The sequence below is a fragment of the Halomonas sp. C10-5 genome (assembly GCF_057169305.1).
The window spans coordinates 3,091,396-3,117,825 of sequence record NZ_CP175665.1 but is presented as its reverse complement, the minus strand read 5'-3'; the positions used below and the strand labels follow the sequence as shown (position 1 = coordinate 3,117,825).

The following is a 26,430-nucleotide window of genomic DNA, read 5'->3' as shown; positions in this document are numbered from 1 at the left end:
TTGGCTGGACCGCGAGGGGGCGTCAGCCGGTGGCCGGTAGGTAGGGGGTGCCGGCCAGGCGGCGCACCTCGACGTGGGAGAGCCAGTCGATATCGGCGGCGCGCCCTTCCAGCTCCCTCGCTACCGCCCGGCTGTCCCGGGGGCACTCCTCGTCCAGGCAGATCACCACGGTGACCGCGCCCTCTAGATAGTGCAGCTCCATCTCGCGGATCTCCGACCAGACTCCCAGGGCGGACCAGCGTCGGGCCAGCGCGGCCTCCACCTCGGGACGCAGTGGCAGCCCCGGGAAGCGGCTGGGATCTCCCTCGCCGGCGTCATCTTCGGGGTCGATATGGAAGGTCAGGTCGGTGAGGGCGGGGAAGCCGTTGCGCAGTCGGCGGCTCACCTCGTTGCCGATCTCGTGGCCCTCGGAGACGCTGATCCGCGGCGGCACCACCACGTGCAGGTCGAGCATGGTGCGTCCCGCCGACTGGCGGGTGCGCAGGTCGTGGATGCCGTGCACGCCGGGTACGCTCATCGCCATCTGGCGCATCTCCTCCTGGGTGGCCACGGGCAGGGCGGTATCCACCAGTTCGCGGCCCGATTCCCACAGCAGGTCCCAGCCGACCTTGCCGACCAGCAGGCCGACGATCACCGCCGCCACGGTATCGATCCAGGCGGCGCCGAACTGGCTGCCGATCAGGGCCACCATGACCACGCCGGTGGAGAGCACATCGCTGCGGTGGTGCCAGGCGTTGGCCTCGAGCATCTTCGAACCGATGCGCTGCGCCACTCGGCGGGTGATATGGAAGAGCCACTCCTTGGCGAGCAGCGCCAGGGCGGTGAGCAGGATCGCCCAGAGGCCGGGGGGCGGGATCTCGGCGGCGGAGAACAGCCGCTCCAGGCTCGACCAGGCGATGGCGCCGGCCACGAAGATCAGCACGCTGCCCAGGAACAGCGTGGCCAGGGTCTCGATGCGTCCATGGCCGTAGTGGTGGTCGTGGTCGGGGCCCTGGTGGCCATAGTGGGAGGCGGTGAGCACGAAGCCGTCGGTCACCAGGTCGGAGAAGGAGTGCACGCCATCCGCCACCAGCGCCGCCGAGCCGACGACCCAGCCCACGATGATCTTGGCCACGCCCAGCACGCAGTTCACCCCTACCGACAGGAGGGTGACGCGACGGGTGGCCTGGTGTTTCTCGGGATTGGTCTGCATGGTCGATCCTGGGACGCTTCCCTGGAGGAGCCGCCTTGGCGGTATCGCTCAAATGGTACTGAAAAGGTCCTGATTTGCGCAAGGCGCTGACATCAGGGCCGGCTCGCCGTGGCAGCGCCTGCGGGTCATGCGATAGGCTTGCCTGATGCCGCCTGTGGAGCCGCCCATGCCACTCTCGCCCAGCTACCGCCTCGCCGCCACCATCCTGCACGGTTTCGACGCCTATCGTTCGCGCTTCAAGGCGATCACCGCTGACGCCAGCCGGCGTTTCGCCGAGGCGGCATGGCGTGAGGCACAGCAGGCGTCGGCTGAGCGCATCAACCTCTACGAGGAGAAGGTCCAGGATACCCTGAACCGGCTGCGTCGCAGTTTCGCCGATGATCTCCTCACCGACTTCGAGTGCTGGCGCGAGGCACGAACCCACTACGCCGAGCTGATCAACCAGCGGCTCGACTACGAGCTGGCCGAGACCTACTTCAACTCGATGTTCTGCTCGCTCTTCCACCACCGCCATATCCGCAACGACTGGATGTTCGTCTACAGCTCCCGCGAGCAGGCGGCCCACCATTCCGGCCTGACCCTGTGTCGGCACCGCCGGGTGGCGGGCGACTGGGTGGCCGGGCTACGCTGGGCGCTGGGCGAGGCGCGCTTCGAGACGCCTTTCATCGACCTGGAGCGGGATGCGGTGCAGGGGGGCGAGGCCCTCCGGCGGCTGTTGCCGGAGGCCGTCCGTGACGATCCCGAGGCCGAGATCGAGCTGATCAAGAGTGTCTTCTATCGCAACAAGGGGGCCTACCTGGTCGGCCGGGTGCGGGGAGTCGGCCAGCAGGTGCCACTGGTGCTGCCGGTGCTCCACGAGGAGGGCAAGGGGCTCTACCTGGATACCGTGCTGATCGAGCCCGACGAGGTGTCGATCATCTTCTCCTTCACCCGCGCCTACTTCCAGGTCAAGGTCGTGGTGCCCAGCGAGTTCGTGCACTACCTTCAGGAGCTGATGCCCGACAAGCCCCAGGGCGAACTGTATGCCGCCATTGGCTTCTTCAAGCACGGCAAGACCGAGTTCTTCCGGGCCCTCAACCACCAGGTGGCGCGGCGCGAGGACAGGTTCATCATCGCCCCGGGGGTGCGCGGCATGGTCATGGCGGTGTTCGTGCTGCCCTCGTTCCGCACGGTGTTCAAGATCATCAAGGACCGCTTCGACCCCGGCAAGGCGATGAGCCGGGATAACGTGCGCGAGAAGTACCGTCTGGTGAAGCGTCACGACCGTGTGGGGCGCATGGCCGATACCCAGGAGTTCTCCAACTTCATCGCCCGCCAGGACCACTTCACCCCCGAGTGCCTGGCGCACCTGCTGGAGGTGGCCCCCTCCACCGTCACCCTGCGCGGTGACAAGGTGATCATCAAGCACTGCTACACCGAACGCATGATGACCCCGCTCAACCTCTATCTCGCACAGTGTGACGAGGAGGAGACCCGGGCGGTGCTCAAGGACTATGGCAACGCCATCAAGCAGATGGCCGCCGCCAACATCTTTCCCGGCGACATGCTGCTCAAGAACTTCGGGGTGACCCGCCATGGTCGGGTGGTGTTCTACGACTACGACGAGGTCTGCTACCTCACCGAGTGCAATTTCCGGCATATCCCCGAGCCGCTCTACCCCGAGCAGGAGCTGGCCGACGAGCCCTGGTACTCGGTGGGGCCCAACGATATCTTCCCCGAGGAGTTCGGCCCCTTCCTGTTTGCCGATATTCGCCTGCGCAAGCTCTTCTACCAGCTCCACCCCGAGCTGTTCGATGCCGACTACTGGAAGGGGTTGCAGCAGGCGATCCGCGATGGCCGGGTCATCGACGTCTACCCCTACCGCAACAAGCAGCGCTTCAGTGGCGACGAGGATAACGGCCTGGTCCACTAGCCGAAGCGCGGCACGCTATGCTGAAGGCGAGTGAAGTCCCTGATGACTGCATGCAGGGCTCTCGACCCAAGGAGAACATCATGTTGGACCTGATTACCCATTCGGCGGGGCATGTCGTGGCGATGAAGGCGGGTGGCATGGTGACCGGACAGGAGCTGCAGCGTGCCATCGATGCCATCGAGGCCGCCAAGCGAAGCCACCCCCTGGTCAGCCTGGTGATCACCATCGATGAGCTGCGCTGGATGACCCTCGGCGCGCTGCTCAAGGATGTCGGTTACGGCCTGACGCAGCTCGGCGACCTGGAGCGCTATCACCGTGCCGCCGTGGTCACCGACCAGGCGTGGCTCAAGCACGTTGCCCATCTGGAGGAGCGCCTCTTCAGCGCGGTGGAGATCCATACCTTTGCCAGGCGCGACCATGCTGCCGCCATGGCCTGGGCCGCCGAACTCCCCAGAGGCGCCCACGAGAGTCCCGAAGAGGACGGCTATCACGGGGCCTGAGCCGGCTCGCTGCTGGCCGGTCCGAACAACAGGTGATAGCTTCGTTCGAGGCAGTCAGTGGCAAGAGGTGACGCATGGCGGAGCAGCGAGTGCCGCATCTGGTGGTGTTGAGCGGGGCGGGCATCAGCGCCGAGAGCGGTATCCAGACCTTCCGCGCGACGGATGGTCTGTGGGCCGACCATCCCGTCGAGGAGGTGGCTACCCCCGGCGCCTGGCGGCGTGACCCGGCGCGGGTGCTGGCATTCTACAACGCGCGTCGCGACCAGGTTCGCCGGGCGCGGCCCAACGCCGCGCACAAGGCCCTGGCGGCGCTGGAGGAGCAGGGCTTTCGGGTCAGCATCATCACCCAGAATATCGACGACCTGCATGAGCGGGCCGGTTCCCGCCATGTGCTCCATCTGCACGGCGAGATCCTCAAGGCACGCTCCTCGGTGGACCGCCGCATGCACTATCCGCTGCCCCGCGGCGGCATCGAGCTGGGTGACATCTGTGACAAGGGTAGCCAGCTGCGCCCCGATGTAGTGTGGTTCGGCGAGGAGGTGCCCCACTTCGGCGAGGCCTGCGAGATCGTCGCCGATGCCGACCTGGTGCTGGTGGTGGGCACCTCGCTTGCGGTGATGCCGGCGGCCTCGCTGCTTCAGCAGGCGCCCTTCGGCACGCCCTGCGTGCTGGTCGATCCCGAGGCCGAGTCGCTGGCGGCTCCCGGCGTCACCCGACTCAGCCAGCCTGCCGGCAAGGGGGTGCCGGCGCTGGTGCGCCACTGGCGACGCGAGGGGCGGCTCTGGGTCCCGGAGACACTATTAGGCTGAGGCGGGGCAGGGCGTGAGTCGCATGCTAGAATGCGGCCCCGCTTTTGCCCCCGGACACAGGCCACCATGCAGGACGATTCCTTCCACGACCCCGAGCCCCGTCAGCGGCGCGACCTTGCAACCGGCTCTTCGCGTGACCCTGGGACCGGGCTTAGTGACCCCGGGACCGGGCTTGCGAGTGACCCCGGGACCGGGCTTGCGAGTGACCCCGGGACCGGTCATCCACGGCCGCCGCGCCGCGAGTTCAAGGCCCGCGGCAGCTTCGTAGAACGCTGTCCGGGCTGTAACCTGCCGCAACTCAACTGCCTGTGTCCCTATGCGGTCGGCGCCGAGAGCGAGGCGCGGGTGTGGCTGCTGACCCACTCCATGGAACACCTCAAGCCCACCAATACCGGGCGGCTGATCCGGGACGTGCTGCCCGATACCGAGGTCTTCACCTGGTACCGCACCGCGCCCGACGAGCGCCTGCTGACGCTGCTGGAGGATCAGCGCTTTGCGCCCTTCGTGGTCTTTCCCGATGACCAGCCCGACTACGCCGAGCGTGTGGTGGGCATCGACGCCGTGGCCGAGGCGAAGGCGGCGGGTCGCATTCCGGTCTACCTGCTGCTCGACGGTACCTGGCGCCAGGCACGGCGCATCTTCCGCAAGAGCCCCTATCTCGATGCCCTGCCGGTGCTGCCGCTGCGCACCGAGCGGCTGACCCGCTATCGGCTGCGCAAGCCGGCCTCCAGCGCCCACCTGTGCACCGCCGAGGTGGCCGCCGAACTGCTGCGCCAGGGCGGCGACGAGGATGCCGCCCAGGTCCTGGACGACTACTTCGATGCCTTCAACGACAGCTACGCTGCCAGCCGGCGCTTCGAGAAGATCGAGGCACCGACGGCGGCGATGCGTCGCCTGCTGGCGCGAAAGGGATAGCGCTATAACGCAAAGATAGGGGCGCTTGTCGCCAGGTCAGCCCCGGGCCGTAGGGGCTCCTGGATTGATCAAGGCGAGCCTCCGAACAGCGTGCCGGCGATGCGGAAGCCGGCGATCCAGGTGCCGGCGGCGGAGCCCAGGGTGGCCGTCAGGAACACCAGCAGGGTGCGAGAGACCCGGTTGCGCCACCACCCCTTGAGGTGGGTGACATCGTGGCGCAGCGTGGAGAAATCGCGCACCTTGGGCTTGCGCAGGTAGAGCTCCACCCCGGCGGCCACGAAGCCGGCACCGATGGTGGGGTTGAGCGAGGTGAGCGGTGCGGCGAAGAAGGTGGCGATCACCGTGACCGGGTGGGCCAGGGCCACCAGGGTGGCCCCCGCCGAGAGCACGCCGTTGATCAGGAACCACTCCACCACCAGCTGCCAGCCCAGGTCGGTGTTGCGTGAGAAGCCGATGGCGAAGCCGGTCAGTACCAGGGCGGTGATCAGCCAGGGCAGCGACTTCCAGATCTTCGACGGCGGTGGCGTGGCCTCGAGCGCCTCGCGCTCCGGACGCGGGGCCTCGGGAAGCGGTGCGGCGAAGTGCTCGGCCATGCCCTTCATATGGCCGGCGCCGATCACTACCAGCACGTGGCGGTAGCGCCCCGGAGGCGCATCCTCGGCCAGGCGCAGCACCATGTAGCGGTCGCGTTCGCTGATCAGCGGGGTGTAGAGACTCTCCGACTCGGCAGCGAACTCGCTGAAGGTGGACTCCAGCACGTCGCCCTCCTTGAGCCGCTCGATCTCCTCGGCGGAGACCTCCTGGCGCGACATCACGCTGCCGAGCAGCCCCGAGAACAGCGAGAAGCGCTGCCACCAGGGGACGTTGTGATAGATGCGCTTGAGGGTGATCCCCACGTCGCGGTCGATCAGCAGCAGCGGCAGCTCCGCCTGGCGCGACTCCTCCAGGGCGGCACGCATCTCGGCGCCGGGCTCGATGCCGGACTGCTCGGCCAGGCGCTGCTGGAAGGCGCCCAGCGCCAGGCTGGCGGCCACCACCCCGGCCTTGCCCTGGCGGAAGATCTGGAACAGGTCCTGTTCGCCCAGGGCGTCGGGGTTGGTGAGGCTATGGTGGCGCGAGTCGCACAGCTCGATGGCCACGGCGTCGAACTCGCCGGAACGGATCAGTCGGCGCACATCCTCGGCGCTCTCGGCGGAGACGTGGGCGGTGCCGAGCAGGGTGTAGCGGGTCTCGCCGACCTGCAGGACCCGCTGCGGGCCGCTGGTGGCGTCGTCCGTATCGCGCGGAATCACGCTGTCCTGAAGGTCGGTCATGAAGTCTCGTTCTGAAGGGGTGAGGGCCGATTATCCACGATGGGCCGGGGCTGGGCCAAATCCGCTCAGCGGCGCCAGAAGGCCGGGGTAAAGAGTACCAGCACGGTAAAGATCTCCAGGCGGCCCAGCAGCATGGCCATCACCAGGATCCACTTGGCCAGGCTGGGTAGGTCGCCGTAGTGAGCCGAGGCCTCGCCCAGGGCCGGGCCCAGGTTGTTGAGCGCCGAGCCCACCGTGGACCAGGCGGTGACCTGGTCGACCCCGGTGGCCATCACCCCCACCAGCATCAGGAAGAACAGCATCACGTAGACGGAGAAGAAGCCCCATACCGCCTGGGCGATACCGTCAGGCACGCTCACCTTGCCGATCTTCACCGTGATCACCGCGCTGGGGTGGATCAGGCGCATCACCTCGCGCATGCCCTGCTTGAGGATCAGGATGATGCGAATCACCTTCATGCCGCCGCCGGTGGAGCCGGAGCAGCCACCCACGAAGGCGGCCATGAACAGCAGGAAGGGCAGGGCGCCGGGCCACAGCGAGAAGTCGGCCACCGCGAAGCCCGCAGTGGTGGCCACCGAGACCACCTCGAACAGCGCATGGCGCAGCCCCAGCTGGGTCTCGTAGGTGCCGGTCAGCCACAGCGAGACGGCGGTGATGGTGGTCAGGCCGGCCAGGAACAGCAGCAGGAAGCGCGCCTCGGGGTCATCGAAGTAGTGCAGCACGCTGCGCTCGCGCCAGGCGGTGAAGTGCAGGCTGAAGCTGACCGCGGAGACCAGCAGGAAGAACACGCAGATCAGCTCGATGGCGGCGCTGTCGAAGTGGCCGATGCTGGCATCGTAGGTGGAGAAGCCGCCGATGGCCACGGTCGAGAAGCTGTGGCCAAGGGCATCGAACCAGTTCATGCCGGCGGCCATGTAGGCGAGCATGCAGGCGATGGTCAGCGAGGCATAGATATACCACAGCGCCTTGGCGGTCTCGGTGATACGCGGGGTGAGCTTGGAGTCCTTGAGCGGCCCCGGAATCTCGGTGCGGTAGAGGGCCATGCCGCCGACCCCCAAGGTCGGCAGGATCGCCACCGCCAGCACCACGATCCCCATGCCGCCGAGCCACTGCAGCTGCTGGCGGTAGTAGAGGATCGATTCGGGCAGATGGTCGATGCCGGTGATCACCGTGGCGCCGGTGGTGGTCAGCCCCGAGAAGGACTCGAACACCGCATCGGTCAGGGAGAGCGCCGATTCGCCGGTGAGCATCAGCGGCAGCGAGCCGAACAGCGCCAGCACGCTCCAGAACAGCGCAGCGATCAGGAAGCCGTCCCGGGTGCGCAGCTCCTTGCGGGCGCGGCGATTGGGCAGGAACATCAGTGCGCCGGTGGCCACAGTGATGCCGATGGCCACGGCGAAGGCGTCCCACTGGCCGTCGGCGAACAGCAGCGAGATCAGGATCGGCGGCATCATGGTCAGGCTGAAGAGCATCAGCAGCAGCCCCAGGATGCGCAGGATCATGCGCAGGCTCATTGATGACTCCCGTTCAGAAGAAGGTCAGCCCGACCTGGAACAGGCGCTCCACGTCACGGATACGGCGCTTGTCGATCACGAACAGGATGACGTGGTCGCCGGACTCCACCACCACATCGTCGTGGGCGATCATCACCTCCTTGCCGCGCACGATGGCGCCGATGGTGGTGCCCCGGGGCAGGTCGATCTCGCCGATGGCGCGGCCCACCACCTTGGAGGACTGGGTGTCGCCGTGGGCGATCGCCTCGATGGCCTCGGCGGCGCCGCGGCGCAGCGAGTGGACGTTGACGATGTCGCCACGGCGCACGTGGGTCAGCAGGCTGCCGATGGTGGCCTGCTGGGGCGAGATGGCGATGTCGATCTCGCCGCCCTGCACCAGGTCGACATAGGCGGCGTTGTTGATCAGGGTCAGCACCTTCTTGGCGCCCATGCGCTTGGCCAGCATCGACGACATGATGTTGACCTCGTCGTCGTTGGTCAGCGCGCAGAAGATATCGCACTCCTCGATGTTCTCCTCCTCGAGCAGCCGCTTGCTGGTCGCGCTGCCATGCAACACCACGGTGCGGTCGAGGCGCTCGGAGAGCACCGTGCAGCGCTCCAGGCTGTGCTCGATGATCTTCACCTGGTGGCTGTGCTCCAGGTGCTCGGCGAGACGCTCGCCGATATTGCCGCCGCCGGCGATCATCACCCGGCGGAAGTCGCGGTCGAGGCGCCTGAGCTCGCTCATCACCGCGCGAATGTCGCGCCGGGCGGCGATGAAGAACACCTCATCGTCGGCCTCGATGACGGTGTCACCGCGGGGAATGATTGGCCGGTTGCGGCGGTAGATGGCCGCCACACGGGTGTCGACGCTGGGCATGTGGCGGCGCAGGAAGGCCAGGTCCTGGCCCACCAGGGGGCCGCCGTAGATCGCCTTGACCGCCACCAGCTGCACCAGGCCACCGGCGAACTCCAGTACCTGCAGGGCGCCGGGGTGCTCGATCAGGCGGCGGATATGGTCGGTGACCACCTGCTCGGGGCTGATCAGCACGTCGATGGGCACCGCCTCGTGGGCGAACAGGCCGCGGCGGGTGAGGTAGGCGGTGGCGCGCACCCGGGCGATCTTGGTGGGGGTGCGGAAGAGGGTGTGGGCGACCTGGCAGGCGATCATGTTGACCTCGTCCTGGCTGGTCACCGCGATCAGCATGTCGGCGTCCTCGCAGCCCGCCTGACGCAGCACCACGGGGTAGGAGCCGGGTCCCACCACGGTGCGGATATCGAGCTTGGTGTGCAGCTCGCGCAGCTTGTTGCCGTCGGTGTCGACGACGGTGATGTCGTTCTCCTCGCGGGCCAGGTGTTCGGCCAGGGTGCCGCCGACCTGGCCGGCGCCGAGAATGATGATCTTCATCGCGTGGGGATTCCGCTGGGTCGAGGGGCGGCGCCAGTGGTGCGCCGCAGCACGTGACGGCTAGCCTAAACCAGCCGCCACGGGAAGGACAGGTCGCCGGGGTCAGTCCAGGGTGAAACCGACCTTGAGGGTGACCTGCCAATGCACGATCCGGCCATGCTCGACATGGCCGCGGGTGTCGATGACCTCGAACCAGCGCATGCCGTGCAGGCTCTCGCTGGCCTTGGCGATGGCGCTCTCGATGGCTTGCTGGATGCCCTCCTCGGAGGAGCCGGTGAGTTCGATATGCTTGTAGACGTGGTTGCTCATGATGCCTCCGGCGCGTGTGGATAAGCGGTCATGCGGTGCAGCCTGGCGGGACGGCGGCCCTTCCCGCGTCAGGCATTGGCCTTCCTGAGTCTGGCATAGAAGAAGCCGTCGTGGCTGTCGACCTCCGGCAGCAGCTGGCGCCCGGCACCGGCGGGGCGCCCCCAGGCCACGTCTGGCGGGGTGGTCGCCTCGGCATCCGGGGTGCGGGCAAGGAAGGCAGCGACCTGCTCGCTGTTCTCCTCGGGGAGCACCGAGCAGGTGGCGTAGAGCAGGGTGCCGCCCGGACGCAGCAGCGGCCAGAGGTTGTCGAGCAGGCGTGCCTGCAGCGCGGCCAGCGCCTTGATATCTGAGGGGCGGCGCAGGCGCTTGATATCCGGGTGGCGGCGGATCACGCCGCTGCCCGAGCAGGGGGCGTCGAGCAGGATCGCCTCGAAGGGGGTGCCGTCCCACCAGTCGCGGGCAGTGGCGTCGCCGTGTGTCAGGCGCGCCTTCAGGCCGAGGCGCTGCAGGGCATCCTCGACCCGGGCCAGGCGTTCGGCGTCGCTGTCCACGGCATGCATCTCGACATCGAAGACCTCCAGCAGGTGGGCGGTCTTGCCCCCAGGGGCACAGCAGGCATCGAGTATCCGGCCACCGGGGCGTGGCGCCAGGGCCGGGCCCAGCAGCACGGTGGCGAGCTGGGCGGCCTCGTCCTGGACGCTGACGTGGCCGGCGTCGAACCCCGGCAGGTCATGGACATCGCAGGGGGCCTCCAGGGTGATGCCGTCCGGGGCGTGGGCGCACAGGCGCGCCTCCAGGCCGGCGGCGGCGAGGCGGTCGAGGTAGGCCTCGCGATCGCCGTGGCGGCGGTTGACCCGCAGCGTCATGGGGCCGGGAACATTGTTGGCCTCGGCCACGGCGCGCCAGTCGTCGGGCCAGGCCTGGCGCAGCGCCTTGAGCAGCCAGCCGGGATGCAGCAGCGCCACCGCCGGGTCGCGATCCACTTCCGCCTGCAGGGCGGCGGATTCGCGCTGCAGGCGGCGCAGGCAGCCGTTGAGCACCCGGGTGGCCCACTCCTTGCCGAGCAGGCGAGCGGCGCCGGCGGTCTCGCCCACGGCGGCGTGGGCGGGCACGCGCAGGTAGAGCAGCTGGTGGATGCCCAGCAGCAGCAGCGCCTGGACATCGGCATCCCGCGCCTTGAAGGGCTTGACCAGCAGCTTCGCGGCCAGGGCCTCGAGGCGCGGCAGGGTGCGGCACACCCCGTAGCAGAGCGCCTTGAACAGGGCGCGGTCGCGGGCCACCACCTGGTGGTCATCGAGCCCGGCAAGCGAGCCCTTGCCGGTGATCACCGGTATCAGGGCGCGGGCGGCGGCGGCGCGAACGGCCAGGCCGCCGTCGTTCTCCAGGCCTCGAGAGGCGGGACGGCGCGGCTTGCCGTGGGAGGGTGGGTGGCTCATGCCGGGGTCTCCTGGTCATGGTGGCCTAGGCGCAGGCCGGGCGGGAAGCGGTCGGCGCGGGCGCGCAGCAGCTCGCTGACCGGCAGTGCCTTGCCGCCGGGCAACTGGGCGCGGGTGACCCTCAGTACCTCCCGGCCATCGGGACCGCAGGCGATGCGCAGGGCCTCGTCGTCATGGTCGAGCAGGGTGCCGGGGGCGGCGGGGGAGGTGTCTCTGCCGAGCCCATGCGCCTCGCCCTGCAGCAGGCGCAAGCGGTCGCCGTCGAAGGCGCACCAGGCCACCGGCCAGGGATTGAAGGCGCGCACCCGGGCGGCCAGCTCCGCGGCGGGGCGGCGGAAGTCCAGCTCGGCCTCGGCCTTGGAGAGCTTGGCGGCGTAGGTCACACCCTCCTCGGGCTGGGGAGTGGCGGGCAGGCCCTCTCCGGCCAGGGCGTCCAGGGCCTCGACGATCGCCTCGCCGCCCAGCGTGGCCAGGGTGTCATGGAGTTCGCCGCCGGTGGTCGAGGCGGTGATCGGCGTGCGTCGCACCAGCAGCATGTCGCCGGTGTCCAGGCCCTCGTCCATCTGCATGATGGTCACGCCGCTCTCGGTGTCGCCGGCCTCGATGGCGCGCTGGATGGGCGCCGCCCCGCGCCAGCGTGGCAGCAGCGAGGCGTGGACGTTGAGGCAGCCCAGCCGCGGCGTAGCGAGCACCGCCTTGGGCAGGATCAGGCCATAGGCTACCACCACCATGAGGTCGGCGCCGAGGGCGGCCAGTTCGGCCTGGGCCTCGGCGGCCTTGAGGCTCTCGGGCTGGTACACCGGCAGGTCGTGCTCGAGGGCCAGCGCCTTGACCGGGCTCGGCGTCAGCTTGCGGCCGCGACCGGACGGGCGGTCGGGCTGGGTATACACGGCGATCACGCGGTGGCGGCTGGCCAGCAGCGCCGCGAGGCTCTCGGCAGCGAAGTCGGGCGTGCCGGCGAAGATGACGCTGAGTGAGCGAGAGTCGTGGGATCGGGACATGGTGGGAGCCTGGCCGGGAGTGAATACCCCTAATGATAACGGAGCGCGCCGCAAACGACGAAGGCCGACGCATGTTGCGTCGGCCTTCGCGTGAGACGGGGCGGCTTCAGGCGTCGTGCATCAGCTTGTGGCGCTTCTGCATCTTCTTCATTACCCGGTCGCGCTTGAGCGGCGAGAGGTAGTCGACGAACAGCACCCCCTCGAGGTGGTCGTGCTCGTGCTGGATGCAGTGGGCCAGCAGGCCGTCGGCCTCCAGCTCATAGGGCTGGCCGTCGCGATCCAGGGCCTTGAGGTGGACACGCAGGGCGCGCGGCACATCGGCGTAGTACTCGGGGATCGACAGGCAGCCCTCCTGCATCGGCTCGCGCTCCTCGCCGATGGGCGCAACCTCGGGGTTGATCAGCACCAGGGGGCTCGAGCGGTCGTCGCTGACATCCATGACGATCACGCGGCGGTGCACGTCCACCTGGGTGGCGGCCAGGCCGATTCCCCTGGCGTCGTACATGGTCTCCAGCATATCGTCGACCAGCCGGCGCACCTCGTCGTCGACGGTCTCCACCGGCGCCGCCCGGTTGCGCAGGCGTTCGTCGGGATATTCGAGGATAGGTAATTTGGCCATGGCGTTGGATTCACCGTTATGCTGTCATTTACACAATGACTCTATTCTAGGTGTGTTGCGCACATCGGCGACAGGGGCTGCGTCGCAACACGTCGATAACCTCAGACTATAACACGCCGGTAGCGTTCCATGGCATCGGCCGGCGACACGCGGGGAGAGCAGGGATGAGGCAGAGAAGTGATGGCAAGGGGCCGCGCCGCTGGCTGGGCCTGGTGGCGGCGTTGGGCATGGCCCTGGCTGCCGGCGTCCAGGGCCAGGGGCTCAGCTGGGAGGATGGCCTGCGTGGCGACGCTCCGGACCGCTATACCGTGGTGCGCGGTGACACCCTGTGGGACATCTCGGGGCGCTTCCTGCGCCATCCCTGGCAGTGGCCCGAGGTGTGGCAGGTCAACCCGCAGATCCGTAACCCGCACCTGATCTATCCGGGAGACGTCATCTACCTCTACGACTGCGACGGCCGCCCTTGCCTGGGGCTGGAGCGGGGTCAGGGGCAGGTAAGACTGTCGCCCGAGATGCGCACCATCCCGCATCGCGAGGCGATCGAACCGATTCCCCTGGAGGATATCCGCCACTTCCTGCGTGAGCACCGCATCGTCGATGACCCCGAGGCCCTCGAGGAGCTGGCCTATGTGGTGGGTGGCGATGACCGTCGGCTGATGAGCGGCGTGGGCGATCGCCTCTATGCCCGGGGCGAGGTGCCTGCGGGCGGGCGCGTGGGCTTCTATCGCGTGGGCGAGCGTTTCCTCGACCCGGCCAGCGGCGAGCTGCTGGGTCTCGAACTGGAGAGCGTCGGCCAGGCGCGCCGCGAGCGCCAGGAGGAGGACATGGCGGTGCTGGAGGTGACCTCGTCACGCCAGGAGGTGCGCAACGGCGATATCGTGCTGCCCCTGGAGGATCGCGGCCTGGTGACCGAGTTCATTCCGCGTGCCCCCGAGCGCGAGGTCGAGGGCACCATCCTGTCGGTGCCCGGTGGGGTGCAGTTCATCGGCCGCCTGCAGGTGGTGGCGCTGGACCGCGGCCAGCGCGACGGGCTCGAGGCCGGCCATGTACTGATGGTCGAGCAGCGCGGCGAGCTGGTCAGCGATCCGCGCACCGGCGAGCAGCTGCGCCTGCCGGGTGAGGATGCCGGTCTGGTGATGGTCTTCAAGACCTATCAGAAGATGAGCTACGGCCTGGTCATGGAGGCCAGCCGCACCCTGGGCGTGGGGGATCGCGTCCATAACCCGCGGCGGGCGGTCAGCGCCGCCCAGCGTTGAGGTCACCATGTCGTCGCCGGCCCTCGGCGCCCGGGAGTGGCTGGCCCTGGCGGGCCTGCCGGGGCTCGGGGCGGGCTCGCTGGCCGAGCTGGCCGCCCGCCGACCCGAATGGCCCGGCGGCTGGCTGGCGGTGCTGCCGTGCGAGGCCGCTACCGCGCTGCGGCTTTGGCTCGATCATCCCTCTCGCAGTCCGCTTTCCCCTGCGGTAGAGGCGGCCCTCGCCTGGGCCGAGGGTTCCGCCGACCGCCACCTGCTGCATGCCGGGCACCCTGCCTGGCCCGAGCTGCTCACCGAGATTCCCGATCCGCCGCCGCTGCTGTGGGCCTGGGGTGACCTCGCCGCCCTGGCGCCCCCCAAGCTGGCCATGGTGGGGTCGCGTCGTGCCACCCGCGAGGGGCTGACCAACGCCGCCGCTTTCGCCCGCGAACTCGCCGAGCGGGGCTGGTGCGTGGTCAGCGGCATGGCGTTGGGCATCGATGCCGCCGCCCAGCAGGCCGCCCTGGATGCCGGCGGGACCAGCGTGGCGGTACTCGGCTGCGGTGTCGATGTGGTCTATCCGGCACGCCACCATCGCCTGCACGCCCGCCTGCGTGAATCGGGTGGCCTGCTGCTCTCCGAGCACCCGCCCGGCACCCCGGCCCGGGCCGGCTTCTTCCCTCGTCGCAACCGCATCGTCACCGGGCTCAGCTGCGGGGTGCTGGTGGTGGAGGCGGCCGAGCAGAGCGGCTCCCTGGTCAGCGCGCGGCTGGCCGGGGAGCAGGGGCGTGAGGTGTTCGCCCTGCCCGGCTCGCTGCATAACCCCCAGGTGCGGGGCTGCCTGCGGTTGATCCGCGAGGGTGCCGTGCTGGTGCGCGGGGTCGATGACATCCTCGCCGAGCTCACCCAGTGGCAGGCCCCGGCGATGCCCGTCGCGCCCCGTGGCGAGGCCTCGGGCCGGAATGATGACCCGCTGCTGCGCTGGCTGAGCGGCAGCCCGACCCCCGCGGACGCGCTGGTAGGGCTGACCGGTCTCGACATCGCCGAGTGCCAGCGGCGCCTGCTGGCGCTGGAGCTGGAGGGCCAGGCGGCGCGGGTCGCCGGCGGCTGGGTGCGCCTCTCGGCGCCGTGATAGAATCCTGCGCTGTTTCGCCGCACCGAGCCAGGAGAGCTATCCAATGAGCCAGGCCAGCCAGATCGACCATGCCGTCGCCGCCCTGCGCCGGGGCGGCGTGATCGCCTATCCCACCGAGGCGGTCTGGGGCCTGGGCTGCGACCCCGACAACGACGCGGCACTTGCGAAACTGCTGCACCTCAAGCATCGCGATCCCGCCAAGGGGGTGATCCTGGTGGCGGGGCGCACCGAGCAGTTCGCCGCCTGGCTCGAGGGGCTGCCCCTCGAGCTGCAGGAGCCGCTGGGGGCCAGCTGGCCGGGGCCCAATACCTGGCTGGTGCCCGACAACGGCCGCAGCCATGCCCTGGTGCATGGCGAGCATGACCGGGTGGCCCTGCGGGTCAGCGCCCATCCGCTGGTGGCCACGCTGTGCGAGGCCTTCGGCGGCCCCATCGTCTCCACCTCGGCGAACGTGGCCAGCGAGCCGCCGGCCAGGAGCGCCGAGGAGGTGCGCAGCATCTTCGGCGATGGGCTCGATGCCATCGTCGAGGGTGAGCTCGGCGGCCTCGAGCGGCCCAGCACCATTCGCGACCTGGTCAGTGGCCGGGTGCTGCGCGACTGACCCTTTTCCGTCACTTCACCCCATCCGGAGGCTACGTTGGCCCACCCGCGACTCGATGACGTCAAGACCTACCTGCTCGACCTCCAGGAGCGCCTGTGTGCCGCCCTGGCCGCCGCGGATGGCGGCGCCGGATTCCGCGAGGATGCCTGGCAGCGCCCGGCGGGCGGCGGCGGCCGCTCGCGGGTGATCGAGAACGGGCGCGTGTTCGAGAAGGGCGGGGTTAACTTCTCCCATGTGTATGGCGAACGCCTGCCGCCTTCGGCGACCGCGGCTCGCCCCGAGCTCGCCGGACGCAGCTTCCACGCGGTGGGGGTCTCCTGGGTGCTGCACCCGGAGAACCCCCATGTGCCGACGAGCCACGGCAACGTGCGCTTCTTCATCGCCGAGAAGCCCGGCGAGGCGCCGGTGTGGTGGTTCGGGGGCGGCTTCGACCTGACACCCTTCTACCCGGTACTCGAGGATGTGGTGCACTGGCACCGGGTGGCCAGGGAGGCCTGTGCGCCCTTCGGCGAGGAGGTCTACCCGCGCTTCAAGGCGTGGTGTGACGACTACTTCTATCTGAAGCATCGTGACGAGACCCGGGGCGTGGGCGGGCTCTTCTTCGACGATCTCAACGACTGGGGCTTCGAGCGCAGCTTCGCCTTCCAGCGCGCCGTGGGTGACGCCTTCCTCGAGGCCTACCTGCCCATCGTGAGTCGCCGCGTCGACACCCCCTGGAGCGAGCGTGAGCGCGACTTCCAGCTCTATCGACGCGGGCGTTACGTGGAGTTCAACCTGGTCTGGGACCGCGGCACCCTGTTCGGGCTGCAGAGTGGCGGGCGCACCGAGTCGATCCTGATGTCGATGCCGCCGCTGGTGCGCTGGGAGTATGCCTGGGAGCCCGAGGAGGGGAGCCCGGAGGCGGAGCTCTACGCACACTACCTGCACCCCCGGGACTGGCTTGGCGAGGCACGAGAGGAGAACGAAGCATGATCGATCGCTACTGTGTCTTCGGCCATCCGGTGGCCCACTCGAAGTCGCCACTGATCCATGCGGCCTTCGCCGAGCAGACGGGCGAGAGCATCGAGTACACCGCCATCGAGGCGCCGCTGGATGACTTCACCGGCGCCTGGCGGCGCTTTACGGCCGAGGGCGGACGCGGCGCCAACGTCACCGTACCCTTCAAGCAGGAGGCCTTCCGGCTCTGTGACACGCTCAGTGAGCGCGCCCGCCGCGCCGGGGCGGTCAACACCCTGGTCCTGGGCAGGAACGGCCTGACATATGGCGATACCACCGATGGCATCGGTCTGGTGCGCGACCTCGAGCGCCACGGCGTGACGCTGTCCGGAGCACGAATCCTGGTACTGGGCGCCGGAGGCGCGGTGCGCGGGGTGCTGGAGCCGCTGCTGGCCGCGGGGCCGGGAAGCCTGTTCGTGGCCAACCGCACCGCCGAGAAGGCCGCGCGGCTCGCCGCCGACTTCAGCGACCTGGGTGAGATTGCCGGCGGCGGCTTCGACGCCGTGGCCGGTCCCTTCGACCTGGTGATCAACGGTACCAGCGCCAGTCTCGCCGGTGACCTGCCGCCGCTGCCCGATGACCTCTTCGCCCCGGGGGGCACTGCCCACGACATGATGTACGGCGCCGCGCCCACCGTCTTCCTGCGCTGGGCCGCCGAGCGTGGCGCGCGCACCGTGGACGGCCTCGGCATGCTGGTGGAGCAGGCGGCGGAGTCATTCTTCCAGTGGCGGGGCAGGCGACCCGAGACGGCCCCGGTGCTGGAGGCGCTCCGCCAGGTGCTGTGATCTCGGCGGCGCCCTTCAGCGCCGTTTGGTATAGAGCCCCACCATGCACAGCACCAACCCGACCAGCGACAGCAGCATCCCGCCGTTGACCAGCCAGGGGTAGCGCTGCAGCCAGGAGACGAAGGGCTGTGGCGTATCGCGGCAGATTCCCTCCAGATAGTCCCAGTGGCCACCGGAGAGCGTGCACTCGCGCACGCTCGAGTACTCCCAGAAGTAGACCCCCATCAGCACCAGCATGGGGGCGATCAGCAGCAGCAGTCCCAGTCTCAGCATCTTACGGCCCCGGGCAGTCGGGGGTGCGGCCGGCCTGGCGAGCACGCTCGTAGCGGCCCAGGGCCTCGTTCATGCGCGCCTGCAGGTCCTGGGTGCGCTGGCCGTGGCTGGGGTGGCTGGAAAGCCAGGCCGGCGGACGGGCCCCGCCCTGGGCGCTCATGTTCTCCCACAGCGCCAGGCTGGCGCGGGGGTCGAAGCCGGCGTCGGCCATCAGGTAGAGGCCCAGTTCATCGGCCTCGCTCTCGTGGCGCCGCGAGAAGGGCATCAGGATGCCGTACTGGGCGCCCATGCCCAGGGCGCCCATGATCTGCTGGCCGCCCGCGCCCTCCAGGCCCGCTGCCGAGGAGAGCACCGAGAGTCCCAGCTGGGTGGCGGTCTGGGTGGAGACCCGCTCGTTGGCATGGCGGGCCAGCACATGGGTGATCTCGTGGCCGATCACCGCGGCCAGTTGATCCTGGTTCCTGGCCACCTTCAGCAGGCCGGTGTTGACCCCCATGTAGCCCCCGGGCAGGGCGAAGGCGTTGGCATCCTCGGCCTCGAAGACGCGGATCTGCCAGTTCTGCGACTCACGTTGCTGGGGCGGCAGGGCGCTTACCAGCGCACTGGCCACACACTGCACATAGCGGTGGGTGGCGCCGCCCACGGTGGGGCGCTCCTGCTGATACTGCTCGAAGGCCTGGGCGCCCATCTGGTCGAGCTGGGCGTCCGACACCAGGGTCAGCTGCTGGCGGCCGGTGGGCGAGGTGGTACAGGCGGCCAGGGCGAGGCTGAGGGCACCGATGGCGAAAGGTTTGATCCAGCGCATGGCGGGTCTCCTTGGTGGGGTGTGGCATCCAGCCAACGTAAGACGCTGGACGGGCGTCCGGGTTCGCCACAAGATACCCTGAACGCCTGCAAGGTCAACCACTGACACGGTGTGCCCATGGCATGAGGCTTACCCGGCGACAGGCCTTCGAGGGGGTGCTGTGAACCACTCCCTGGGCGCTACCGACGCCATCCCTGGCGTAGGACCCCCTCTTCGACCTGTCCCCGGCGCCTCATGCGGTGAGTGCGCCGCCATCGACATGGAGAAGGAGAGGAACATGGATCCCGAGCTGACGCGTCGCCTGCTGCATCTGCTGGATCACGTCGAGCACTGGCTGCCCCCGGCCCCGGTGGAGGTGGACTGGTCGCGGGACGTGGCCGCCCTGTGGCAGCGCCACGCCCTGGGTGGGCGCCTGCTGCCGGTGCCGCCGCGCGACGCCCTGAGCCTGGATGACCTGCTGGGCATCGAGCGCCAGAAGCTGGCGCTGGTCGACAACACCCGGGCCTTCCTGCAGGGCCTGCCTGCCAATCACGCCCTGCTGTGGGGCTCCCGGGGCAGCGGCAAGTCGTCGCTGATCCGTGCCCTGCTCAACAGCCTGGCCGGTGAGGGGCTGCGCCTGGTGCAGGTGGATCGCCACGACCTCGCCAGCCTGCCGATGCTGGTAGAACAGCTGCGCCACCACGGTCAGCGCTTCGTCGTCTACTGCGACGACCTCTCCTTCGAGGGCCACGACGATGCCTACAAGGCGCTGAAGAGCGTGCTCGACGGCGCCCTGACCGGCCCGCCGGCCAACGTGCTGCTCTACGCCACCTCCAACCGCCGCCACTTGCTGCCGGAGTCGATGAACGACAACGAGGGCTCGCGGCTGGTGGGTGATGAACTCCATCACGGCGATGCCGTGGAGGAGAAGATCTCGCTCTCCGACCGTTTCGGGCTGTGGCTGGGTTTCCACCCCTTCAACCAGGACGTCTACCTGGAGGCGTGCTGCCACTGGGTCACCCAACTGGGGCGCCGCGAGGACTGGAACGCCGAGGCCCGCGCCGAGGCGATCCGCTTCGCCACCCTGCGCGGCGGGCGCAGCGGCCGTGGCGCCTGGCAGTTCGCCACCCAGTGGGTGGGCCGCCGGCGCCTGCACGGGAAGTAGTGACGCGCCCCGAGACCAGGGGCGCCGGAACAGCCCCGCTTCGACCTGTTATCAGCACTACCCCCGCGGAATCAGGCTGCCGTCCTCGCCTACGCCCAGGCGGATGGTGGGGGTGAGCAGGCTGGCGGGCAGGGTCATGCCCAGGCCGCGCAGGTCGCCGGGGGTGATGGCAAGCTCGCTGCCGGCGGGCAGTTCGCCCTGGCTTGCCAGCTGGCTGGCCAGCTCCACCATGGGGCCCAGCTGCTCGCGGCCGCCGCCCAGCAGGTCGAAGGCCACCGGCAGGCGCAGTTTGGCGTCGTCGGCCGAGGTCAGGGTCACGTCCTGGGCGTAGTCGCCGCTGACCGGGTCCACGCCCGGTATCTCCAGTGACCAGCGAAAGCCGGCCATCTCCACCGGCGGCATGCCGCTGGGCAGGCCCAGGCCCATGGCCAGGGTCGCCTGCACCGGCAGGCTGCCGGCACCCAGGCTGGACATCGCCAGGGACATGATATCGCTGGTGTCGAGGCGGGCATCCACGCTGTAGGGGCCGATGCGGACCTCCTCCACGCCCAGCGAGGTCACCGCCAGGCGGAAGGCGAACAGCCCCGTCTGGGGCAGCGCCAGGCAGCCGGCGAGCAGCAGGGAGAGGCAGAGCGGCGCCAGCAGGCGCCAGCGCCGGACAGCAACGGGAAGTGGGAACATCCAGGACGCCTCCTTGGCGAATCGGCTATGCATCGACGCCGATGATGCGCCTTCCCTGCCCGGCGTGGAAGTGGCGAAAAAGCGACAGCACCCGACTCACTCCTGCTGTGGTCAGGGGCGGGTCGGGCGCTGTGGGCCGTGCCAGGTGCAGCAGGATCAGCGGCGGCTCTTGCGCGCCTCCTTGGTGCGACCCAGTTCGCGTTTCTTGGCCTTCTCTCGATCGCTGGCGTTGGCCATGGGATCGAAGGGGTTGCTGCCGGAGCGGAACTCGAAGCGCATCGGCGTGCCACGCACCTTGAGCACCTTGCGGAAGGTGTTGGTCAGGTAGCGGCGATAGGCCTCGGGCAGGGAGCCGGTCTGATTGCCGTGGACCACGATGATCGGCGGGTTGCTGCCGCCCTGGTGGGCCATGCGCAGCTTGATGCGGCGACCACGAACCAGGGGTGGCTGGTGGGATTCCACCGCGTCCTGCAGGATGCTGGTCAGGCGATTGGTGGACCAGTGGGCGTTGGCCGAGGCGAAGGCGCGCTCCAGCGATGGATAGAGGTCGCCCACGCCGGTGCCGTGCAGCGCCGAGATGAAGTGCAGGTCGGCGTAGTCGGCGAAGCCCAGGCGGCGCTTGATCTCGGCACGCATCTTCTCCTTGGCTTCGCTCTCCAGGCCATCCCACTTGTTTACGGCCAGCACCAGCGCGCGGCCGGTGGTCAGCACGTAGTCGAGCAGGTGCAGGTCCTGCTCCACCAGCCCGGAGCGGGCGTCGAGCACCATGATCGCGACATGGCACTCCTTGATCGCTTCCAGGGTCTTGATGATCGAGAACTTCTCGGCGATCTCGTGAACATTCTTGCGGCGCCTTACGCCGGCGGTATCCACCAGCACATAGGGCTTGCCGCGGCGCTCGAAGGGGATCTCGATGGCATCGCGGGTGGTGCCCGCCTCGTCGAAGACCACCACGCGCTCCTCGCCGAGCAGGCGATTGACCAGGGTCGACTTGCCCACGTTGGGGCGGCCGATGACGCCGATGCGGATGCCCTTGGTGCCGGTATCCGCCGGGATGCTCTCGTCGCGCTCCGGGAAGGGGGCGAGCACTTCGTCGATCAGCGTGGTGACGTTGCGGCCATGGGCGGCGGCGATGGGCCGCGGCTCGCCCAGGCCCAGCTCCCAGAACTCGGCGGTGGCGCTGTCCTCGTCGAGGCCATCGGTCTTGTTGACGACGAGCCAGGTCTTCTTCTGGTTGACCCGCAGGTGGTTGGCGATGGCCTGGTCGGCGACGTTGAGACCGGCCCGGGCGTCGACCAGGAACAGCACGATGTCGGCCTCGTCGATGGCGGCCAGCGACTGCTCGGCCATGGCGGCATCGATACCATCCTCGTCACCGCTGATGCCGCCGGTGTCGATGACCGTGTAGGCCTTGCCGCCGAGCATGCCATTGCCGTACTTGCGGTCCCGGGTCAGGCCCGGGAAGTCGGCCACCAGAGCGTCGCGGGTGCGAGTCAGGCGGTTGAACAGGGTCGACTTGCCCACATTGGGCCGGCCGACCAGGGCGATCACGGGTGTCATCGGATATCCAGGGTCTCGAGGGTGCCGTCATTGGCCAGCACATGAATGCGGTTGCCTTCGGTGACCGGGCGCACGCCGATCCCGGAGCCGTCGATTCGCTCACGACCGACCATATCGCCGCTGCGCGCGTCGATCAGATGCAGGTAGCCTTCGTAATCGCCGAACACCAGCTTGCCGTCGGCGAAGGCCGGTGAGGTAGGCTGGCGGCCCTCCAGATCGGTGTTGCGCCACACCTCCTCACCGTTGTCGGCGGCCAGGGCCAGGATGCGCCCCGACTCCTCCACCACGAACAGGAAGTCACCCACCACGATGGGCGTATGGTAGCTGGAGAGGTCGCGGGCCCACAGCGGCTCGCCGCGGGACGCTTCCAGGGCCACCAGGCGGCCGTTGTAGCTGGTCACGAAGAGGCGGCCATCGGGAGTCAGTACCGGCTGGGCGGCGAGGTCGACCAGGCGCTCGATGTCGCTGCGCCCCTGGGCCACGGCGATGCGTCGCTCCCACAGTGGCTGGCCGCTGCGGTTGTCCAGGGCCACCAGGCGGCCGTTGGCGAAGCCGGCAAAGGTCAGCGGGTCGATGGTGGTGGGGGTACCGGTGCCGCGCAGGGTCAGCGAAGGCAGGCTGGCCTGGTAGCTCCAGCGCTCGTCGCCGCTGCTGCGGTCCAGGGCGGTGATGGTGCCGTCGACGCTCTGCACGATCAGCAGCTGCTGGTTGGGTTGCGGGGCGGCCAGTACCTCGCTGGGCACGCGGGCGCGCCAGCGCACGCTGCCATCGCGCTGGCTCACCGCCAGCACCTCGCCGTTGCGGGTGCCCAGGTAGAGGTCCCCGGCCACTGCGGTCAGCGCGCTGGAGACTGGTACCTCGAGGTCGACTTCCCAGCGGGTGTCGCCGTCATCGGCGTCGAAGGCGAACAGCTCGCCGCGATAGTCGGCGGCGAACAGGGCATCGCCGTCGCGGGCCGGGGCGATGGGGTAGGCGGCGCGCCCCAGGCCGTCACCAGCGCCCTCGCGCCAGGCGCTGGAGAGCTCTGCGCTCGCCGCGAAGTCGCTGAGCTCGGTGGGCGGATACTGCGGTTCCACCTTGTTGCCGGCGCAGCCCGCCAGCAGGGTCAGGCCCGCGAGGGTGGCGATCAGGAAGGTCGGTTTCATGAGTCCAGCCCCTGGTTGTCGGGACCCGCTGCCAGGCCCAGGTTGTCGAGCTTGAGTTGCACGCCGTAGAGCGGCTGGTCGTTGGTCTCGGCGAGATCCAGCGCCTCGCGCCAGGCCGCGGCGGCATCGGCCTCGCGGCCCAGGGCATGCAGCGCATCGCCGCGCACCTCGGCGCGCTGGGCGGCCAGCGCCTCGGGGACGCCGCTCTCCAGGGCGTCGAGAGCCGCCTCCGCGTCGCCGTCGGCAACCAGCAGGCGTCCGAGGCGCAGGCGCGCCAGGCCGCCCACATAGCCGCGAGAGTCGGCATCCGCCAGGGCCTGCAGCCGCTCGCTGGCCCCCGCGAGATCGCCCTGAGCGACCGCCAGGCGGGCATCCACCAGGCGTGCCAGATCGGCATAGAGGGTCTTGCCGTGCTCCTCGACGATCTCCTCCACCAGGGCGCGGGCCTCGGGCAGTTGGGCCTCGTCGAGGGCGTTGCCGGCGGTCAGGTTGACCAGCTGCTGGTAGCGCATCGAGGCGGCGGTGGCCTGGTTCTCCTGGTAGCCCTGCCAGGCGTTCCAGCCAAGCACGCCGGCCCCGGCGATGACCACGCCGGCGATCAGCGAGAGGCCGTTCTCCTTCCACCAGCGCTTGAGCGCCTCGACCTGTTCTTCCTCGGTTCTCAGCTCCGCCACGGGCGGTCTCCTTGTATGTCTCGTGTGGGCCTTCAGGCCAGCAGTTCGCGCAGCTCGTCGACCAGGGCGTCCCGCGCCAGGCTGCGCTGCTCACGCTCCTCGCGCAGGAACTTCAGGGTCGCGGTGCCGTGTGCGAGTTCGTCCTCGCCGAGCAGCAAGGCCAGGCGGGCGCCGCTGCGGTCGGCCTTCTTGATGCGACTCTTGAAGCTGCCGCCGCCGCAGTGCAACTGGGCACGCAGCTCGGGCAGTTCGCCACGCAGGCGTTCGACCAGCTGCAGGGCGGTACCGGCAGCGGTGTCATCCATGGGCAGCACATAGAGGTCGAGCTCGCCGCGGGCGGCGTCGGGGATTAGCTCCAGGGTCTCGAGCAGCAGCACCAGGCGCTCGATGCCCATGGCGAAGCCCACCGCCGGGGTCGGCTTGCCGCCCAGCTGCTCCACCAGGCCGTCGTAGCGGCCGCCGGCGCATACCGTGCCCTGGCTGCCCAGGGCAGTGGTGGTCCACTCGAAGACGGTGCGGCCGTAGTAGTCCAGGCCGCGCACCAGCCGCGGGTTGATCACGTAGTCGATGCCGGCAGCGTCGAGCAGCGCGCACAGCGCCTCGAAGTGCTCCCGGGAGTCAGCGTCCAGATGGTCGAGGAGCCGCGGGGCGCCGGCCAGCATCTCGGCCATCTCCGGGTTCTTGGAGTCGAGGATGCGCAGCGGGTTGCTGGTCAGCCGCCGGCGCGAGTCCTCGTCGAGCACATCGAGATGCTGCTCGAAGTAGGCCACCAGGGTGTCGCGATAGGCAGCACGAGCCTCGGAGGAGCCCAGGGAGTTGAGCTCCAGGGTGACGTGCTCCATCAGGCCCAGCTCGCGCCACAGGCGGGCCGAGAGCAGGATCACCTCGGCGTCGATATCCGGACCCTCGAGGCCGAAGCTCTCCACGCCCACCTGGTGGAACTGGCGATAGCGCCCCTTCTGGGGGCGCTCGTGGCGGAACATCGGACCCTGGTACCACAGACGTTGGGTCTGGTTGTGCAGCAGGCCGTGCTCCATGGCGGCGCGCACGCAGCTCGCCGTGCCCTCGGGGCGCAGGGTGAGGCTGTCACCGTTGCGATCCTCGAAGGTATACATCTCCTTCTCGACGATATCGGTGACCTCGCCGATGGAACGCGCGAACAGCGCGGTCTGCTCGACGATGGGCGTGCGGATCTCGGCGTAGCCGTAACGGGCCATCAGGTCGCGGACCTTGCCCTCGAAGTACTGCCACAGCGGCGACTGCTCCGGCAGCAGGTCGTTCATGCCGCGAATGGCCTGGATCTTCTTCTTGCTGGGTGCCTTGTGACTTGCTTGGGACTTGCTCAACGGTGGCTCCTTGATGGGTGCCGGCGACTCAGGCGTCGCGGGCGATCACGTCCTGTTCGGCCTGCTCCTTCTCGCGCACCTTGTCGCGGATCAGCCGCTCGAGGTCATCGACCAGGTGGTCGTTGCGCAGCTTGGAGGCCGGCTTGCCGTCGATATAGACGAGGTTGGCCGGTGAACCGCCGGTGAGGCCGACATCGGTCTCCTTGGCTTCGCCGGGACCGTTGACCACGCAGCCGATCACCGAGACATCGAGCGGGGTCATGACGTCCTCGAGACGTTCCTCCAAGGCGTTCATGGTGCCGATGACGTCGAAGTTCTGGCGCGAGCAGCTGGGGCAGGCGATGAAGTTGATGCCCTTGGAGCGCAGGCGCAGGCTCTTGAGCATGTCGAAGCCGACCTTGATCTCCTCTACCGGGTCGGCGGCGAGCGACACGCGGATGGTGTCGCCGATGCCGTCCATCAGCAGCATGCCCAGGCCGATGGAGGACTTGACGGTGCCCGAGCGAAGCCCGCCCGCCTCGGTGATGCCGAGGTGCAGCGGCTGCTCGATGCGCGTGGCCAGGTCGCGATAGGCGGCCACCGCCATGAACACGTCGGAGGCCTTGACGCTGACCTTGAAGTCGGGGAAGTCGAGGCGGTCGAGGTGGTCGATATGGCGCATGGCCGACTCCACCAGGGCCGCCGGGGTGGGCTCGCCGTACTTCTTCTGTAGGTCCTTCTCCAGCGAGCCGGCGTTGACGCCGATGCGGATCGGGATGCCGTTGTCACGGGCGGCGGAGACCACCGCGCGCACGCGCTCTTCCTTGCCGATATTGCCGGGGTTGATGCGCAGGCAGTCGACGCCGAGCTCGGCGACGCGCAGGGCGATCTTGTAGTCGAAGTGGATATCGGCGACCAGCGGCACCTCGACCTGGCGCTTGATGCGGCCGAAGGCCTCGGCCGCCTCCATGTCGGGGACAGAGACGCGCACGATATCGGCACCAGCGGTCTCCAGCTGGCGGATCTGCGCCACGGTGGCGGCCACGTCGAGGGTGTTGGTGTTGGTCATGCTCTGCACCGAGATCGGGGCATCGCCCCCGACGGCTACCCTGCCGACGTGGATCTGGCGCGACTTGCGACGGACGATAGGGGATTGTGCGTGCATGA

At 69.1% G+C, this 26,430-nt stretch carries 26 protein-coding genes; 10 read left to right on the top strand and 16 right to left on the bottom strand.

The annotated features are described in order from the left end of the window. Nucleotides 1-22 precede the first annotated feature (22 nt). Nucleotides 23-1,192, bottom strand: coding sequence for a cation diffusion facilitator family transporter (locus ACJ7IV_RS14600; protein WP_483865000.1), 1,170 nt, complete (start codon nucleotides 1,190-1,192; stop codon nucleotides 23-25). Between the two features lie 166 nt (nucleotides 1,193-1,358). On the opposite strand from ACJ7IV_RS14600, the gene aceK reads away from it, so the two are divergent. The 4 genes from aceK (at nucleotide 1,359) to ACJ7IV_RS14580 (ending at nucleotide 5,328) form a co-directional block, all read left to right on the top strand. Beyond that, on the top strand, nucleotides 1,359-3,104 hold the full coding sequence (aceK, locus tag ACJ7IV_RS14595; protein ID WP_483864999.1) for a bifunctional isocitrate dehydrogenase kinase/phosphatase: 1,746 nt from the start codon (nucleotides 1,359-1,361) through the stop codon (nucleotides 3,102-3,104). Between the two features lie 80 nt (nucleotides 3,105-3,184). Further along, nucleotides 3,185-3,604, top strand: a complete 420-nt coding sequence (locus tag ACJ7IV_RS14590; RefSeq protein WP_483864998.1) for a SpoIIAA family protein — start codon at nucleotides 3,185-3,187, stop codon at nucleotides 3,602-3,604. Between the two features lie 74 nt (nucleotides 3,605-3,678). Next, on the top strand, nucleotides 3,679-4,413 hold the full coding sequence (locus ACJ7IV_RS14585; protein WP_483864997.1) for an SIR2 family NAD-dependent protein deacylase: 735 nt from the start codon (nucleotides 3,679-3,681) through the stop codon (nucleotides 4,411-4,413). Between the two features lie 66 nt (nucleotides 4,414-4,479). After that, the gene (locus tag ACJ7IV_RS14580; protein WP_483864996.1) at nucleotides 4,480-5,328 is read left to right on the top strand and encodes a tRNA-uridine aminocarboxypropyltransferase; all 849 of its coding nucleotides are present in this window, start codon (nucleotides 4,480-4,482) and stop codon (nucleotides 5,326-5,328) included. Nucleotides 5,329-5,396: 68 nt separating this feature from the next. On the opposite strand, the gene ACJ7IV_RS14575 is transcribed toward ACJ7IV_RS14580, so the two are convergent. The 7 genes from ACJ7IV_RS14575 to def form a co-directional block, all read right to left on the bottom strand. Then, nucleotides 5,397-6,641: a TraB/GumN family protein gene (locus ACJ7IV_RS14575; RefSeq protein ID WP_483864995.1), complete on the bottom strand. Its 1,245-nt coding sequence runs from the start codon at nucleotides 6,639-6,641 to the stop codon at nucleotides 5,397-5,399. Between the two features lie 65 nt (nucleotides 6,642-6,706). Then, nucleotides 6,707-8,155 carry a TrkH family potassium uptake protein gene (locus ACJ7IV_RS14570; RefSeq protein WP_483864994.1) on the bottom strand — a complete coding sequence of 483 codons (1,449 nt, stop codon included), beginning with the start codon at nucleotides 8,153-8,155 and terminating at the stop codon, nucleotides 6,707-6,709. Nucleotides 8,156-8,168: 13 nt separating this feature from the next. Next, nucleotides 8,169-9,542: a Trk system potassium transporter TrkA gene (gene trkA, locus ACJ7IV_RS14565; protein ID WP_483864993.1), complete on the bottom strand. Its 1,374-nt coding sequence runs from the start codon at nucleotides 9,540-9,542 to the stop codon at nucleotides 8,169-8,171. A 102-nt stretch (nucleotides 9,543-9,644) separates the two neighbouring features. Next, nucleotides 9,645-9,851 (bottom strand): dodecin, encoded by a 207-nt coding sequence (locus ACJ7IV_RS14560; protein ID WP_483864992.1) that lies wholly within the window; start codon nucleotides 9,849-9,851, stop codon nucleotides 9,645-9,647. A gap of 68 nt (nucleotides 9,852-9,919) precedes the next feature. After that, nucleotides 9,920-11,287 carry a 16S rRNA (cytosine(967)-C(5))-methyltransferase RsmB gene (gene rsmB, locus ACJ7IV_RS14555; protein WP_483864991.1) on the bottom strand — a complete coding sequence of 456 codons (1,368 nt, stop codon included), beginning with the start codon at nucleotides 11,285-11,287 and terminating at the stop codon, nucleotides 9,920-9,922. Further along, a complete protein-coding gene (fmt, locus tag ACJ7IV_RS14550) occupies nucleotides 11,284-12,288 on the bottom strand; it encodes a methionyl-tRNA formyltransferase (RefSeq protein ID WP_483864990.1) in 1,005 nt (334 codons plus the stop codon). Before fmt ends, rsmB begins: the two co-directional genes overlap by 4 nt. A 106-nt stretch (nucleotides 12,289-12,394) precedes the next feature. Next, nucleotides 12,395-12,907 carry a peptide deformylase gene (gene def / locus ACJ7IV_RS14545; RefSeq protein ID WP_483864989.1) on the bottom strand — a complete coding sequence of 171 codons (513 nt, stop codon included), beginning with the start codon at nucleotides 12,905-12,907 and terminating at the stop codon, nucleotides 12,395-12,397. 227 nt (nucleotides 12,908-13,134) lie between these two features. On the opposite strand from def, the gene ACJ7IV_RS14540 reads away from it, so the two are divergent. Genes ACJ7IV_RS14540 through aroE form a run of 5 tightly spaced genes read left to right on the top strand, consistent with a single transcriptional unit; the run spans nucleotide 13,135 to nucleotide 17,656 of the window. Then, nucleotides 13,135-14,163: a LysM peptidoglycan-binding domain-containing protein gene (locus tag ACJ7IV_RS14540; protein ID WP_483866600.1), complete on the top strand. Its 1,029-nt coding sequence runs from the start codon at nucleotides 13,135-13,137 to the stop codon at nucleotides 14,161-14,163. A gap of 7 nt (nucleotides 14,164-14,170) precedes the next feature. Next, a complete protein-coding gene (gene dprA, locus ACJ7IV_RS14535; protein ID WP_483864988.1) occupies nucleotides 14,171-15,271 on the top strand; it encodes a DNA-processing protein DprA in 1,101 nt (366 codons plus the stop codon). A 46-nt stretch (nucleotides 15,272-15,317) separates the two neighbouring features. Next, nucleotides 15,318-15,875: an L-threonylcarbamoyladenylate synthase type 1 TsaC gene (tsaC, locus tag ACJ7IV_RS14530; RefSeq protein ID WP_483864987.1), complete on the top strand. Its 558-nt coding sequence runs from the start codon at nucleotides 15,318-15,320 to the stop codon at nucleotides 15,873-15,875. Between the two features lie 36 nt (nucleotides 15,876-15,911). Then, nucleotides 15,912-16,847 (top strand): oxygen-dependent coproporphyrinogen oxidase, encoded by a 936-nt coding sequence (gene hemF, locus ACJ7IV_RS14525; protein ID WP_483864986.1) that lies wholly within the window; start codon nucleotides 15,912-15,914, stop codon nucleotides 16,845-16,847. Next, nucleotides 16,844-17,656 carry a shikimate dehydrogenase gene (aroE, locus tag ACJ7IV_RS14520; RefSeq protein ID WP_483864985.1) on the top strand — a complete coding sequence of 271 codons (813 nt, stop codon included), beginning with the start codon at nucleotides 16,844-16,846 and terminating at the stop codon, nucleotides 17,654-17,656. The genes hemF and aroE overlap by 4 nt, the downstream gene beginning before the upstream one ends. 15 nt (nucleotides 17,657-17,671) lie before the next feature. Here the strand turns inward: aroE and ACJ7IV_RS14515 are convergent, their stop codons facing one another. Continuing rightward, nucleotides 17,672-17,929, bottom strand: a complete 258-nt coding sequence (locus tag ACJ7IV_RS14515) for a hypothetical protein (RefSeq protein ID WP_483864984.1) — start codon at nucleotides 17,927-17,929, stop codon at nucleotides 17,672-17,674. 1 nt (nucleotide 17,930) lies between these two features. Beyond that, nucleotides 17,931-18,734: a M48 family metallopeptidase gene (locus ACJ7IV_RS14510; RefSeq protein WP_483864983.1), complete on the bottom strand. Its 804-nt coding sequence runs from the start codon at nucleotides 18,732-18,734 to the stop codon at nucleotides 17,931-17,933. A gap of 277 nt (nucleotides 18,735-19,011) precedes the next feature. On the opposite strand from ACJ7IV_RS14510, the gene ACJ7IV_RS14505 reads away from it, so the two are divergent. Then, on the top strand, nucleotides 19,012-19,878 hold the full coding sequence (locus ACJ7IV_RS14505) for an ATP-binding protein (protein WP_483864982.1): 867 nt from the start codon (nucleotides 19,012-19,014) through the stop codon (nucleotides 19,876-19,878). Between the two features lie 57 nt (nucleotides 19,879-19,935). Here ACJ7IV_RS14505 and ACJ7IV_RS14500 read toward each other — a convergent pair whose 3' ends face one another. From ACJ7IV_RS14500 to ispG, 6 genes are all read right to left on the bottom strand, one after another. Beyond that, entirely contained in the window at nucleotides 19,936-20,559 is a 624-nt protein-coding gene (locus tag ACJ7IV_RS14500; protein ID WP_483864981.1) for a hypothetical protein, read from the bottom strand. Between the two features lie 156 nt (nucleotides 20,560-20,715). After that, complete coding sequence (gene der / locus ACJ7IV_RS14495; RefSeq protein WP_161429926.1) at nucleotides 20,716-22,119, bottom strand: ribosome biogenesis GTPase Der; 1,404 nt, start codon at nucleotides 22,117-22,119, stop codon at nucleotides 20,716-20,718. Further along, a complete protein-coding gene (bamB, locus tag ACJ7IV_RS14490) occupies nucleotides 22,116-23,264 on the bottom strand; it encodes an outer membrane protein assembly factor BamB (protein WP_483864980.1) in 1,149 nt (382 codons plus the stop codon). The genes der and bamB overlap by 4 nt, the downstream gene beginning before the upstream one ends. Then, nucleotides 23,261-23,938, bottom strand: a complete 678-nt coding sequence (locus ACJ7IV_RS14485; RefSeq protein WP_483864979.1) for a YfgM family protein — start codon at nucleotides 23,936-23,938, stop codon at nucleotides 23,261-23,263. Before ACJ7IV_RS14485 ends, bamB begins: the two co-directional genes overlap by 4 nt. A 32-nt stretch (nucleotides 23,939-23,970) precedes the next feature. Next, the gene (hisS, locus tag ACJ7IV_RS14480; protein ID WP_483864978.1) at nucleotides 23,971-25,284 is read right to left on the bottom strand and encodes a histidine--tRNA ligase; all 1,314 of its coding nucleotides are present in this window, start codon (nucleotides 25,282-25,284) and stop codon (nucleotides 23,971-23,973) included. A 28-nt stretch (nucleotides 25,285-25,312) separates the two neighbouring features. Next, entirely contained in the window at nucleotides 25,313-26,428 is a 1,116-nt protein-coding gene (ispG, locus tag ACJ7IV_RS14475) for a flavodoxin-dependent (E)-4-hydroxy-3-methylbut-2-enyl-diphosphate synthase (protein ID WP_483864977.1), read from the bottom strand. Between the last annotated feature and the right edge of the window lie 2 nt (nucleotides 26,429-26,430).

What these genes read in the sequence shown, in the direction of transcription:
- ACJ7IV_RS14600 (WP_483865000.1), bottom strand. Translation starts at nt 1,192, where the DNA reads ATGCAGACCAATCCCGAGAAACACCAGGCCACCCGTCGCGTCACCCTC.
- aceK (WP_483864999.1), top strand. Translation starts at nt 1,359, where the DNA reads ATGCCACTCTCGCCCAGCTACCGCCTCGCCGCCACCATCCTGCACGGT.
- ACJ7IV_RS14590 (WP_483864998.1), top strand. Translation starts at nt 3,185, where the DNA reads ATGTTGGACCTGATTACCCATTCGGCGGGGCATGTCGTGGCGATGAAG.
- ACJ7IV_RS14585 (WP_483864997.1), top strand. Translation starts at nt 3,679, where the DNA reads ATGGCGGAGCAGCGAGTGCCGCATCTGGTGGTGTTGAGCGGGGCGGGC.
- ACJ7IV_RS14580 (WP_483864996.1), top strand. Translation starts at nt 4,480, where the DNA reads ATGCAGGACGATTCCTTCCACGACCCCGAGCCCCGTCAGCGGCGCGAC.
- ACJ7IV_RS14575 (WP_483864995.1), bottom strand. Translation starts at nt 6,641, where the DNA reads ATGACCGACCTTCAGGACAGCGTGATTCCGCGCGATACGGACGACGCC.
- ACJ7IV_RS14570 (WP_483864994.1), bottom strand. Translation starts at nt 8,155, where the DNA reads ATGAGCCTGCGCATGATCCTGCGCATCCTGGGGCTGCTGCTGATGCTC.
- trkA (WP_483864993.1), bottom strand. Translation starts at nt 9,542, where the DNA reads ATGAAGATCATCATTCTCGGCGCCGGCCAGGTCGGCGGCACCCTGGCC.
- ACJ7IV_RS14560 (WP_483864992.1), bottom strand. Translation starts at nt 9,851, where the DNA reads ATGAGCAACCACGTCTACAAGCATATCGAACTCACCGGCTCCTCCGAG.
- rsmB (WP_483864991.1), bottom strand. Translation starts at nt 11,287, where the DNA reads ATGAGCCACCCACCCTCCCACGGCAAGCCGCGCCGTCCCGCCTCTCGA.
- fmt (WP_483864990.1), bottom strand. Translation starts at nt 12,288, where the DNA reads ATGTCCCGATCCCACGACTCTCGCTCACTCAGCGTCATCTTCGCCGGC.
- def (WP_483864989.1), bottom strand. Translation starts at nt 12,907, where the DNA reads ATGGCCAAATTACCTATCCTCGAATATCCCGACGAACGCCTGCGCAAC.
- ACJ7IV_RS14540 (WP_483866600.1), top strand. Translation starts at nt 13,135, where the DNA reads ATGGCCCTGGCTGCCGGCGTCCAGGGCCAGGGGCTCAGCTGGGAGGAT.
- dprA (WP_483864988.1), top strand. Translation starts at nt 14,171, where the DNA reads ATGTCGTCGCCGGCCCTCGGCGCCCGGGAGTGGCTGGCCCTGGCGGGC.
- tsaC (WP_483864987.1), top strand. Translation starts at nt 15,318, where the DNA reads ATGAGCCAGGCCAGCCAGATCGACCATGCCGTCGCCGCCCTGCGCCGG.
- aroE (WP_483864985.1), top strand. Translation starts at nt 16,844, where the DNA reads ATGATCGATCGCTACTGTGTCTTCGGCCATCCGGTGGCCCACTCGAAG.
- ACJ7IV_RS14515 (WP_483864984.1), bottom strand. Translation starts at nt 17,929, where the DNA reads ATGCTGAGACTGGGACTGCTGCTGCTGATCGCCCCCATGCTGGTGCTG.
- ACJ7IV_RS14510 (WP_483864983.1), bottom strand. Translation starts at nt 18,734, where the DNA reads ATGCGCTGGATCAAACCTTTCGCCATCGGTGCCCTCAGCCTCGCCCTG.
- ACJ7IV_RS14505 (WP_483864982.1), top strand. Translation starts at nt 19,012, where the DNA reads ATGGATCCCGAGCTGACGCGTCGCCTGCTGCATCTGCTGGATCACGTC.
- ACJ7IV_RS14500 (WP_483864981.1), bottom strand. Translation starts at nt 20,559, where the DNA reads ATGTTCCCACTTCCCGTTGCTGTCCGGCGCTGGCGCCTGCTGGCGCCG.
- der (WP_161429926.1), bottom strand. Translation starts at nt 22,119, where the DNA reads ATGACACCCGTGATCGCCCTGGTCGGCCGGCCCAATGTGGGCAAGTCG.
- bamB (WP_483864980.1), bottom strand. Translation starts at nt 23,264, where the DNA reads ATGAAACCGACCTTCCTGATCGCCACCCTCGCGGGCCTGACCCTGCTG.
- ispG (WP_483864977.1), bottom strand. Translation starts at nt 26,428, where the DNA reads ATGCACGCACAATCCCCTATCGTCCGTCGCAAGTCGCGCCAGATCCAC.